The 10,494-nt window shown below is 74.0% G+C and carries 12 protein-coding genes; 7 read left to right on the top strand and 5 right to left on the bottom strand.

What is annotated here, in order from left to right:
- Positions 1 to 239 precede the first annotated feature (239 nt).
- From MHW47_RS25640 to MHW47_RS25630, 3 genes are all read left to right on the top strand, one after another.
- The gene (locus tag MHW47_RS25640; RefSeq protein WP_239226135.1) at positions 240 to 1,652 is read left to right on the top strand and encodes an HtaA domain-containing protein; all 1,413 of its coding nucleotides are present in this window, start codon (positions 240 to 242) and stop codon (positions 1,650 to 1,652) included.
- A gap of 74 nt (positions 1,653 to 1,726) precedes the next feature.
- Positions 1,727 to 3,337 carry an HtaA domain-containing protein gene (locus MHW47_RS25635; RefSeq protein ID WP_239226134.1) on the top strand — a complete coding sequence of 537 codons (1,611 nt, stop codon included), beginning with the start codon at positions 1,727 to 1,729 and terminating at the stop codon, positions 3,335 to 3,337.
- Positions 3,338 to 3,414: 77 nt separating this feature from the next.
- The gene (locus MHW47_RS25630; protein ID WP_239226133.1) at positions 3,415 to 4,086 is read left to right on the top strand and encodes a PhzF family phenazine biosynthesis protein; all 672 of its coding nucleotides are present in this window, start codon (positions 3,415 to 3,417) and stop codon (positions 4,084 to 4,086) included.
- Between the two features lie 16 nt (positions 4,087 to 4,102).
- Here the strand turns inward: MHW47_RS25630 and MHW47_RS25625 are convergent, their stop codons facing one another.
- Both MHW47_RS25625 and map read right to left on the bottom strand, forming a co-directional pair.
- A complete protein-coding gene (locus MHW47_RS25625; RefSeq protein WP_239226132.1) occupies positions 4,103 to 4,765 on the bottom strand; it encodes a heme oxygenase (biliverdin-producing) in 663 nt (220 codons plus the stop codon).
- Between the two features lie 223 nt (positions 4,766 to 4,988).
- Positions 4,989 to 5,846, bottom strand: coding sequence for a type I methionyl aminopeptidase (map, locus tag MHW47_RS25620; RefSeq protein WP_239226131.1), 858 nt, complete (start codon positions 5,844 to 5,846; stop codon positions 4,989 to 4,991).
- Between the two features lie 58 nt (positions 5,847 to 5,904).
- Between map and MHW47_RS25615 the strand changes: the two genes are divergently transcribed.
- Positions 5,905 to 6,141: a hypothetical protein gene (locus MHW47_RS25615; protein WP_239226130.1), complete on the top strand. Its 237-nt coding sequence runs from the start codon at positions 5,905 to 5,907 to the stop codon at positions 6,139 to 6,141.
- Between the two features lie 42 nt (positions 6,142 to 6,183).
- Here the strand turns inward: MHW47_RS25615 and MHW47_RS25610 are convergent, their stop codons facing one another.
- Positions 6,184 to 7,494 carry an MFS transporter gene (locus MHW47_RS25610; RefSeq protein ID WP_239226129.1) on the bottom strand — a complete coding sequence of 437 codons (1,311 nt, stop codon included), beginning with the start codon at positions 7,492 to 7,494 and terminating at the stop codon, positions 6,184 to 6,186.
- Positions 7,495 to 7,556: 62 nt separating this feature from the next.
- Complete coding sequence (locus MHW47_RS25605) at positions 7,557 to 8,162, bottom strand: hypothetical protein (RefSeq protein ID WP_239226128.1); 606 nt, start codon at positions 8,160 to 8,162, stop codon at positions 7,557 to 7,559.
- 128 nt (positions 8,163 to 8,290) lie between these two features.
- Here MHW47_RS25605 and npdG point away from each other — a divergent pair, with 128 nt between their 5' ends.
- The gene (npdG, locus tag MHW47_RS25600; RefSeq protein ID WP_239226127.1) at positions 8,291 to 9,004 is read left to right on the top strand and encodes an NADPH-dependent F420 reductase; all 714 of its coding nucleotides are present in this window, start codon (positions 8,291 to 8,293) and stop codon (positions 9,002 to 9,004) included.
- 95 nt (positions 9,005 to 9,099) lie between these two features.
- Positions 9,100 to 9,285, top strand: a complete 186-nt coding sequence (locus tag MHW47_RS25595) for a hypothetical protein (RefSeq protein ID WP_239226126.1) — start codon at positions 9,100 to 9,102, stop codon at positions 9,283 to 9,285.
- On the opposite strand, the gene MHW47_RS25590 is transcribed toward MHW47_RS25595, so the two are convergent.
- A complete protein-coding gene (locus tag MHW47_RS25590; RefSeq protein WP_239226125.1) occupies positions 9,282 to 10,070 on the bottom strand; it encodes a site-2 protease family protein in 789 nt (262 codons plus the stop codon). The two genes, MHW47_RS25595 and MHW47_RS25590, sit on opposite strands and share 4 nt — an antisense overlap.
- A gap of 194 nt (positions 10,071 to 10,264) precedes the next feature.
- Between MHW47_RS25590 and MHW47_RS25585 the strand changes: the two genes are divergently transcribed.
- Positions 10,265 to 10,494 (top strand): helix-turn-helix domain-containing protein (locus MHW47_RS25585; RefSeq protein WP_239226124.1); only part of this gene is annotated, 230 nt, incomplete at its 3' end.

Below are 10,494 nucleotides of genomic sequence, written 5' to 3'. Positions count from 1 at the left end.
CAGGGCGAGGGCGGCCGTGCGGACGCCGCCGCGCCGGTGCCCGGTCCGCCGGGGGCCGCGGCCCGGTGGGGCGAAGTCCTGCGAGAAGGGCACGGGGCACCGTCCTGTCGTTCTACGGCTCGTACTGCGGCGAGCAGTTGGTGGTGGTCTGCGAGGAATGTGACGGAAGGGGGGTACCGGCACGGTGGTACGTAGCTTAGGTTAGCCTTACCTCAGTTTCCAGATCCCGGAGGGGCTCCATGCCACCGTTCAGACCTGCCCGCATACCGGCCGTCGTGCTGCTCGCGGCCCTGCTGGGCGCCCTGCTTCCGGCCGGCGCGGCGCAGGCGGCGAGCCGTACGGTGCAGGGCGGGCGGCTGGACTGGGGCATCAAGTCCTCGTTCCAGAGCTACGTCACGGGACCGGTGGCGCAAGGGAGTTGGGGGCTGACCGCCGGCGCCGCCACCGTCGGCGGCAGCCGGTTCCGCTTCCACTCCGCGACCGGCTCCTACGACCCGGCGACCGGCGCGTTCCGGGCCGCCTTCACGGGCGGCGTCCGCTTCACCGGGCACCGGCAGTCCGACGGAACCCACGAACTCGACCTCACCGTCAGCCGTCCCACCATCGGCATCAGCAACGGCAGCGGCACCCTGTACGCGGACATGGTGAGCAAGGAGCGCGGCAGCGGACGCGTCACCACCGCCCGCCAGGTCCCGCTGGCCACGCTCGGCCTGTCCGGGATCGACATGCGCGGCGGCACCAGCCCCGTCGCCCTCACCGACATCCCGGCCACGCTGACCGCGCAGGGCGCCAAGTCCTTCGCCGGCTACTACACCGCCGGCACGCCCCTGGACCCGATCAGCCTCTCCGTGGACACCCTCACCCCGGCGGCGAAGCCCTCCGCGACCGGCTCCACCACGAGCGCCGCCCCGAAGAAGAACGAGAAGAAGTCGGCGGCCGGCCGCTTCGTGGACGCCGCCGTCGACTGGGGCGTACGCCGCACCTTCCGGGAGTACGTCACCGGCCCCATCGGCAAGGGCGAATGGACCCTGGCCGACGGCGCCCAGGACGGCGGAGCACTCTTCCGCTTCCCGAAGGGCAAGGGCACCTACGATCCGGCGGCCGAAACCCTCGCGGCCACCTTCGCGGGCAGTGTCCGCTTCACCGCGCGGGACGGCCTCGATCTGAAGCTCTCCCGGTTCGCGGTCGCCGTGAAGGACGGCCGGGGCACCCTGCGCGCCGACGTCCTGCGCGACGGCAAGGCCGCCGAAGCCGTACCGCTGGTCACCTTCGCCGCCGGGAACCTCGTGGCGAAGAAGGGGCTCGCGGTCCTCACCGAGGCTCCCGCCACCCTGACCGCCGACGGTGCGAAGGCATTCGGCCCGCTCTACAAGGCGGGCACCGCGATGGACCCGGTCTCGCTCGCCGTGGCCACCGACGCCGGGGCGGAACTGCCCGCCCTGCCCGACCTCGGCAGCGACGCCTCCGCCGCCCCCGAACCGTCCGGCAGCCCGGCGGCAGCGGCGACCCCGGCGGCCACCGCGGCCCCGGAGGACGACTCCCGCACCGGGCTCTACTTCACCCTCTGCGGCGCCGGACTGCTCGCCGCGGCGGCGGTCACCGTACTGGTGCTCGCACGCCGCAACCGGGCGACCCCGGACGCCTCCTCCTGACCCCCCGCACCCCCGTCCCCCCCCGCCTTCCCCAACTCCCCCGTACACCGCTCATCCCCGAGGAGACCCCGACCATGGCAGCCACCCGCCGCCCCCTCGCCCTTGCCGCAGCCGTCGCCACCGCCGCCACGCTCGGCGCGGCCCTCGCCCTTCCGGCCCTCGCCGCCGACCGTTCCGCCGCGAGCACCGCCGCCGCGCCGGTCATCGACCTGAAGGACGGCACGCTGGACTGGGGCTTCAAGGAGTCCTTCCGCCGGTACGTCGGCGGGGCCGGCAAGATCACCGTGACCGACGGCGCCACCCAGGCCGCCAACAACGGCGTCTTCACCTTCGTCAACGGCAAGGGCACCTACGACACCGGCACGCACGGCACCGCCACCGCCTTCGAGGGCGGCGTCAACTTCTCGGCGCACGGCGGCGTCCTGGACATCACCCTGTCCGACGTGAAGGTCACCACCAGCGGCAAGGGCGGCGCGATCACCGCCGACGTGGTCTCCCCGCAGGGCACCACCGACGACGTCGCCGTCGCCGAGCTGGACCTCTCGGCCGTGAAGCCGGGCCGGGGCGCGGGCGGCGCCATGGTCTTCAAGGACATACCCGCCAAGCTGACCAAGGCCGGCTCCGCGGCCTTCAACGGCCAGTACAAGGAGGGCGAGGCGCTCGACCCGGCCACGCTCACCGTGACCGCCGCCCCCGCCCCGACCGAGAAGCCCACCGAGAAGCCCACCGAGCCCACCGAACCGAGCGAGAAGCCCACCGAGAAGCCGACGGAGAAGCCGACCGAGAAGCCCACCGAGCCGACCGGGAAGCCCACCGCCACGCCCTCGAAGCCGACCACCGCGCCCAGTCCCACGGCCACGGCGACCGGCACCGGAGAGCCCGCCGCCACGTCCGGCGCCCTCGTGGACGGCGCCCTGGACTGGGGCGTGAAGGAGTCCTTCCGCTCGTACGTCACCGGCCCCATCGCCCACGGCCGGGCCGAGACCACCGGCGGTGCGAACGCCACGGCCGGCGGCTACCGCTTCACCGGCGCCACCGGCACCTTCGACGCCGCCGGACAGACCCTCAAGGCCACGTTCGGCGGCAAGGTCCGGTTCCTCGGGCACGAGGAGAACGGCGCCCACACCCTCGACCTGTCGCTCTCCCGGCTGACGGTCCGGGTGGCCGGGGGCAAGGGCACCCTCTTCGCCGACGTCTCCGCCAAGAACCGCACCACCAAGAAGGTGTCCACGTACACCGCCCTGCCCCTCGCCGACCTGAAGCTGCCCGCCGGCAAGCTCGCCGCCCGCAACGGGGTGGTGACCCTCTCCGGCGTCCCCGCGACGCTGACCGCCGAGGGCGACACCAAGGCGTTCGGCGGGATGTACGAGGCCGGTGACCAGCTCGACCCGCTGACCGTCTCGGTGTCCCTGGACGAGAACGCCACGCTCCCGTCCGGCTCCACCACGGGCGGCTCGGGCACGACCGGGGGCTCCGCCTCCGGCGGCGGCAGCGGCAGCGCGGGCGGCGCGGGCACCGTCGGCGGTGCTGGCAGCGTCGGCGGTGCCGGTACGGTCGGCGGCTCGGGCGCCCTCGCCTCGACGGGCGCCGACGTCCCGACCGGGCCGCTCCTCGCCGCCTCCGGCCTGGTCGTGGCGGCCGGCGCCGGAGCGGTCGTGGTGGCCCGCCGCCGCCGTACCGCCTGACCCGGCGGACGACGGCACCGCACGGGTACCGGCCCTCGCTGTGGGGGCGGGTGCCCGTGCGGTGCTTGAATGCCCACGTGAGCGACAACGACGTACCCGCCGGCATCGACATCCTGCGCGTGTTCTGCGGCCCGGACGGCCGGCACGGCAACGCCCTCGGCGTCGTACGCGACGGGCGCCGCCACCCGGACCGGGCGGCCCGGCAGGAACTCGCCCGCCGGCTCGGCTTCAGCGAGACCGTGTTCGTGGACGACGACGAACGCGGGCGGCTCGACATCTACACGCCCGGGCTGCGGCTGCCGTTCGCCGGACACCCCGTCGTCGGTGCCGCCTGGCTGCTCGACCTGGAGGTCCTGGAGCTGGAGGTGGGCGACGTGTTCGCCCGCCACGACGGCGAGTTCACCTGGATCACCGCCCGCCCCGAGTGGGCGCCGCCGCGCCTCCTCCACCAGTACGCCTCGGCCGCCGAGGTCGACGCGCTTCCGGCCCCGCCGCCCGGCGAGGGCTGGCTCTACGCCTGGGCCTGGGAGGAGGAGGCGGCGGGCCGCGTCCGGGCACGGGCGTTCCCGCGCCGCGACGAGGGCATCGCGGAGGACGAGGCGACGGGAGCCGCGGCCCTGTTGCTGAGCGCGCACCTCGGGCGCGCGCTCAACATCACCCAGGGCCGCGGCTCCCAGATCCTCACGGCACCCGCGCCGGACGGCACGGTGGAGATCGGCGGCAGGGTCGCCCTGACCCGCCACGGCTGACGGGCCGGACGGCCCGTCAGGCGGCGCGGAACTCCTCGCCCAGCTCCCGGAACACGGCGGTGTTCAGGGCGAACGCGCGCTTGCACTCGTCCACGACGCGCCGCTTCTCCAGGTCGTCCGCCCGCACCGCGTCCAGCAGCTCCCGGTAGTCCCGCTTGAAGGCGGCGGGGTTGGATATCTCCTCGAAGACGTAGAACCGCACCCCGTCCCCCTTGCGCGCGAAGCCCCAGGTCCGCTCCGCCCGGTCCCGGATGATCTGACCGCCCGACAGGTCGCCGAGGTAGCGCGTGTAGTGGTGCGCGACGTATCCGGCGGGCCAGGTGCGGGCGCACTCGGCGACCCGTGCGGCGTAGGCGGCGGTGGCCGGCAGCGGCTTCAGGCCCGCGCGCCAGTCCTCGCCCCGCAGATGGGCGAGGTCGCGCTCCAGCGCGGCGGTGCGCATCAGCTCCGGCCGGACGAAGGGGCCGGCCACCGGGTCGGCGGCCAGGGCCCCGGCGCCTTCCTCCAGGGCGCGGTACACGAACCACAGCTGCTCGGTGTAGCGCGCGTACGCGTCCACCCCGAGGCGCCCGTTGAGCAGATCGCCCATGAAGGCGGAGGTCTCCGCCTCGGTGTGCTGCTCGTGGGACGCGGTGCGGATCAGCGTCGAGAAGGGCGTGGCGGTGACGGGTGCGTCCAAGGCGGGCCTCCGGGGCCAAGGGGGAGAAGTCCAGAAAGGGACGGAAAAATCGGTGCGCCCCAGCTGTCCGCCGAGGGCGCGGTCCGATGGCCCGATCCTCCTACTTAGGCTTACCTAAGTCAACTGCTTGCCGACGTCCTGTCGGCAACCGCGCGCGGCGGTGAACGCGAACGGCCGCCCCGGAGGGCGGCCGTTCGGTGAGCGGATGCGGGGACGGTACGGGCTACGGGAGGGTCAGGATGTCCGCGCCGGTCTCCGTCACCACGAGCGTGTGCTCGAACTGCGCGGTGCGCTTGCGGTCCTTGGTCACCACGGTCCAGCCGTCGTCCCACATGTCGTAGTCGTGGCCGCCCAGGGTCAGCATCGGCTCGATGGTGAACGTCATGCCGGGCTTCATCACCGTGGTGGCGTGCGGGCTGTCGTAGTGCGGCACGATGAGCCCGGAGTGGAACGAGGTGTTGATCCCGTGCCCGGTGAAGTCCCGGACGACGCCGTAGCCGAAGCGCTTCGCGTACGACTCGATGACCCGCCCGATCACGTTGATCTGCCGGCCCGGCTTCACGGCCTTGATGGCCCGCCGCAGCGACTCCTCGGTGCGCTCCACGAGCAGCCGGGACTCCTCGTCCACGTCCCCGCAGAGGTACGTCGCGTTGTTGTCGCCGTGCACCCCGTTGATGTACGCGGTCACGTCCAGGTTCACGATGTCGCCGTCGCGCAGCACGGTGGAGTCCGGGATGCCGTGGCAGATGACCTCGTTGAGCGAGGTGCACAGCGACTTCGGGAAGCCCCGGTAGCCGAGCGTCGACGGGTAGGCGCCGTGGTCGCACATGAACTCGTGCGCCACCCGGTCCAGTTCGTCCGTCGTGACGCCCGGCGCGATGTGCTTGGCGGCCTCGGCCATCGCCTGAGCGGCGATCCGCCCCGCGATCCGCATCCGCTCGACGGTGTCGGCGTCCTGCACCTCGGGGCCGGTGTACGGCGTCGGGGCCGGCTTGCCCACGTACTCGGGGCGCCGGATGTTTCCGGGCACGGAACGGACGGGAGTGATCTCCCCTGGTACGAGCAGCGACTGGCCAGACATACCAGCGAGTCTAACCAGCGCGTCCGGGGCACCATGGCACAGAGGAAAGGAACGGACGATGGCCCTGTTCAAGAAGCGCACGGTCGGCAAGCCGGGCGAGTGGTTCTACTGCCTGGAGCACCAGAAGGTCGAGGAGGGCCCCGAGTGCCCCGCCAAGGACCGCTTCGGCCCGTACGCCTCCCGGCAGGAGGCGCAGCACGCGATGGAGACGGCCCGGGAACGGAACCTGGAGTGGGACACGGACCCCAAGTGGCACGACCGCAAGGGCCCCGGGGAGGACGACGCGACGGGCTGAGGACGCGGTGAGGGGCCGGGCGCGCGGGCGCCCGGCCCTGCCTCAGGCGGCCGGGGCGGCGGCCGGCCCCTCCGGCCGGTCGGCACGCCTGCGCAGCGCGTCCTCGTCGGTCGCCGAGTCGTACGTGACCAGCCTGGGCAGCGCCGCGGCCAGCAGCGCCACCGAGGCGACGCACGCCACGCCGCCGCTCCAGATCGCCGCCCTGGTTCCGGTCCAGCTCGCCATCGTGCCCGCCCGGACCTGGCCCAGCTGCGGGCCGACGCTGTACGAGAGCACCTCGATGCCCGCCAGACGGCCGCGCAGTGCCTCCGGGATCGTCTGGTTCCAGATGGTCGAACGGCCGAGCCCGCTGAGCATGTCGCCCGCCCCGGCGAGCGCCAGGCAGCACAGCACCAGCCACACGTTGCCGAACCAGCCCGCCGCCGCGATGGCCAGCCCCCAGACGGCGGCCCCGCACACCACGAACAGCCCGTGCCGGCGCACCCGCGAGGTCCAGCCGCTGGTCAGCCCCAGCAGCAGCGCCCCGACCGAGTCCGCCGCGTACATCAGGCCCAGCGACCAGTCGGCGCCCAGATCGTCCGCCAGGAACGGGAAGATCGCGTTCGGGAACGCGAAGAACATCGCGGCCATGTCGATCGCGTACGTGCCGAGCAGCACCGGCCGGCTCCAGGCGTAGCGGGCGCCCTCCACGATGCCGCGCAGCGACGGCTTCGCCCCCTTCTCCACGGGTGGCGCCGGGGCCAGCCGCCGGCACATCAGCACCGAGGCGGCGAAGGTGACGACCGTGACCGAGTAGGCGGTGGGGTGCCCGGCGTACGCGACCACCAGACCCGCCAGCGAGGGCCCCAGGATCGCCCCGGCCTGCCAGCGCAGCGAGTTCAGCGCGGCGGCGGCCGGCAGCTGGTCGTGCGGCACGATCCGCGCCATCAGCGAGTCCAGCGCGGGCCGCTGGAGCCCGGCGAGCGCCGAGACCCCGGCCGCCACCACGTAGAGCGGCCACAGCATCGGGTCCGGCAGCGCCGCGTTCACCAGGAGGACCACCGCGAGCAGCCCCAGCCCGGCCTCCGACGCCAGGATGATCTTCCGCCGGTCGACGGCGTCGGCCAGCGCGCCCCCGTACAGGCCGCAGACGATCAGCGGCACCAGCTCCACCGCGCCCATCGCGCCGACGGCGAGCGGCGAGCCGGTGAGGTCCTTGATCTGGAGCGGCAGCGCGATCAGCGCCATGAAGCTGCCGAAGTAGGTGACGATCCCCTGCACCCACAGCAGCCGGAAGTCCGCCGACGAGCGCCAGGGCGAAAGATCGGGCAGCAGCGCGGCGAGCCGGGCGGCGAGAGAGGGGCGTGCGGTCACGAGGAGACATGCTCCGACGCGCTCCGTGCCTCACGCAAACGGTTTGTGCCGGGCCGCCCCGCTCACCAGCGCGGCGGCGGAGGCGAGGTCAGCTGGTCGGCCAGCCGGGACAGCCGGTCGCGGAACGTCCGCCGCCCGCCGCGCGGCACCGGCGCGCCGTTCTCCCCGGCGGCGGCGCTGACCAGATGCTGCACCGTGTCCAGGTCCACGTCGTCCCCGTCCGTCACGGACAGCGCCTCGTGGGCGAGCCCGCGCACCTGCGGATCGCCGTTGTCCAGCGAGAGGACCGTCGCCCCGGCCCGGCGGGCGTCGTGGACCCGCTCCAGCAGCCCCTCGCCGGGCCGCTCCGGCACCACCACGAGCAGCGTCTCGCCGCGCCCGGCCGCCTCGATCCGGCCCAGACCCACCGCGAGGTGCGCCGGATCGCCCGGCTCCACCCGGTGGCGCACCAGCGTGGGGCGTAGCTCGGGCAGCCCGGACCAGGTGGACTCGTCGGAGAGGTGGGCGGCCAGGTGCCAGGGCTCGTACCCCTCCGTCCCCACCAGCAGCAGCCCGCCGCCGTGCGGGACCACGGAGGAGCGCAGCGCCCCGGCGAACCGGCGGGCCGCCGCGGGCCACTGGGTCCTGGCGAGCACTTCACGCAGCAGCGCCACTCGTACGGCATCCATGGCCCGGCATCCTGCACCATGCCGGGCCCCGGCCACCGGCGAACGGCCCGACCGCCATCCGTACGAGTGGCCGCACGGGGCCCACGGTCCGGGCCCGCCCCCGGATACCTGGCAGTAGTGTCGAGGCCATGACTACGAAAGACGACAGCGGCAGCGCGCCCAAGCCCCCCGCCAAGGACCCCTGGGACCTGCCCGACGTGTCGGACCTGACCATCGGCGTCCTCGGCGGCACCGGACCGCAGGGCCGCGGCCTCGCGTACCGCTTCGCCCGCGCCGGCCAGCGGGTGATCATCGGCTCCCGCGCCGCGGACCGCGCGGAGGCGGCCGCCGCCGAGCTGGGCAACGGCGTCCGGGGCGCCGACAACGCCGGCTGCGCCCGCGAGAGCGACGTGGTGATCGTGGCCGTGCCGTGGGACGGGCACGCCGCGACCCTGGAGTCGCTCCGCGAGGAACTGGCCGGGAAGATCGTCGTGGACTGCGTCAACCCGCTCGGCTTCGACAAGAAGGGCGCCTACGCGCTGAAGCCGCAGGAGGGCAGCGCCGCCGAACAGGCCGCCGCCCTGCTGCCGGACTCCCGCGTCACCGCCGCCTTCCACCACCTGTCCGCGGTGCTGCTCCAGGACGAGACCGTCGAGGAGATCGACACCGACGTCCTCGTGCTGGGCGAGGCCCGTGCCGACACGGACATCGTCCAGGCGCTGGCGAACCGCATTCCCGGCATGCGCGGCATCTTCGCCGGCCGGCTGCGCAACGCCCACCAGGTCGAGTCGCTGGTCGCCAACCTGATCTCGGTCAACCGCCGCTACAAGGCCCACGCCGGACTGCGTACCACCGACGTGTGAACCGCCCGGCCCGGCCACCGGGCCCCGCACAGGGCGGACCGGGGCATGGGGGACACTGGAGGGGACCGCGCATCACCCCGACAGGAGCCACCCCCATGCCCCGTCTCGCTCTCTACGCCCTCGTCCTCTGCGTCCTCGCCCTGGCGGCGGCGGTCGTCTCCTTCGTCCAGGGCGGCGTGATCATCGGGGTCGTCTGGGTGCTGCTGTTCGGCCTCTCCTCGAACATGGCCTGGTACTACGTGCGCCGCCACCGCGCCGCCACCGCCGAACCCGGCGCCTAGCCGGCCACGTCGCACACCGGGTTCGCGCCCTGCCAGAACCGGTACGCGTCCAGCCCGCAGTCGGTCCAGAACCCGTGCACGTCCAGCGCCCCCAGCACGGCGTACACCGCGTCGAAGAACGCCCGGTTCAGCTCCGGCACCCACAGCAGCGCGAACACCGCGATCAGCCCGTACGGCGCGAACGGCTCGACCGCGCGCCGCGCCCCGGACGACAGCCACGGCTCGACCACCCCGTAGCCGTCCAGCCCCGGCACCGGCAGGAAGTTCAGGATCGCGGCCGTCACCTGGAGCAGCGCCAGGAACGCCAGCGCGTTCCGGAACACCGCGGGCACCCCGTCCAGTGCGCCCAGCCAGAACGGCGCGGTGCACACCAGCGCGAACAGCACATTGGTCAGCGGACCCGCCGCCGAGATCAGGCTGTGCCGCCACCGCCCCCGGATCCGGCCCCGCTCGATGAACACCGCCCCGCCGGGCAGCCCGATCCCGCCCATGATCACGAACAGCACCGGCAGCACGACGCTCAGCAGCGCGTGCGTGTACTTCAGCGGGTTCAGCGTCAGATAGCCCTTGGCACCGATCGAGATGTCCCCGCTGTGCAGCGCGGTCCTCGCGTGCGCGTACTCGTGCAGGCACAGCGACACGACCCACGCCCCGGTGACGAACAGGAACACGGCGAAGCCGGGCGACGCCGCGAAGTCCGTCCACACCGCCCACCCGGCCACGGCCGTCACCGCGGCGATCCCCAGAAAAACCGGACTGATCCGCTGCTGCCCCGCACTCCCCATGGACCGAGCGTAGGCGGTCACCGCCCCGTCACCCACCCCGCGCACCCCGGATTCCGCCCCCGCCCCGCCGACACGCCGAAAACCCCTCGCCCGGCGGGCCCGGTAGCGGAAAGGGTGGGGGCATGACGAGCGGGGCGGGGACACGGGGCGGGGCGGCTGTGCGCACCGCCGGGCGGGTCGCGGAGAATGGGCGGGTGCGTTACGGCATCCTCGGCACCACCCAGGCACTCGGCGACGACGGCACGGCCCTCCCCGTCGGCGGCGCCCGGCTGCGTGCCCTGCTGACCGTGCTCGCGCTGCGCCCCGGCCGCACGGTCCCGGCCGCCGTGCTCGTGGACGAGGTGTGGGACGGCGAACCGCCCGCCGACGCGGCCGGCGCGCTCCAGGCGCTGGTGGGGCGGCTGCGCCGGGCCATCGGCCACGG

The organism is Streptomyces sp. OfavH-34-F (assembly GCF_022347745.1).
GTDB lineage: Bacteria > Actinomycetota > Actinomycetes > Streptomycetales > Streptomycetaceae > Streptomyces.
Note: the sequence above shows the minus strand (reverse complement) of the source record. Positions and strands in the feature narration are given on the sequence as shown.

Bases quoted from the DNA above. Each gene is read 5' to 3' on its own strand.
- MHW47_RS25640 (WP_239226135.1), top strand. From the start codon at position 240: ATGCCACCGTTCAGACCTGCCCGCATACCGGCCGTCGTGCTGCTCGCG.
- MHW47_RS25635 (WP_239226134.1), top strand. From the start codon at position 1,727: ATGGCAGCCACCCGCCGCCCCCTCGCCCTTGCCGCAGCCGTCGCCACC.
- map (WP_239226131.1), bottom strand. From the start codon at position 5,846: ATGTCTGGCCAGTCGCTGCTCGTACCAGGGGAGATCACTCCCGTCCGT.
- MHW47_RS25615 (WP_239226130.1), top strand. From the start codon at position 5,905: ATGGCCCTGTTCAAGAAGCGCACGGTCGGCAAGCCGGGCGAGTGGTTC.
- MHW47_RS25605 (WP_239226128.1), bottom strand. From the start codon at position 8,162: ATGGATGCCGTACGAGTGGCGCTGCTGCGTGAAGTGCTCGCCAGGACC.
- npdG (WP_239226127.1), top strand. From the start codon at position 8,291: ATGACTACGAAAGACGACAGCGGCAGCGCGCCCAAGCCCCCCGCCAAG.
- MHW47_RS25595 (WP_239226126.1), top strand. From the start codon at position 9,100: ATGCCCCGTCTCGCTCTCTACGCCCTCGTCCTCTGCGTCCTCGCCCTG.
- MHW47_RS25590 (WP_239226125.1), bottom strand. From the start codon at position 10,070: ATGGGGAGTGCGGGGCAGCAGCGGATCAGTCCGGTTTTTCTGGGGATC.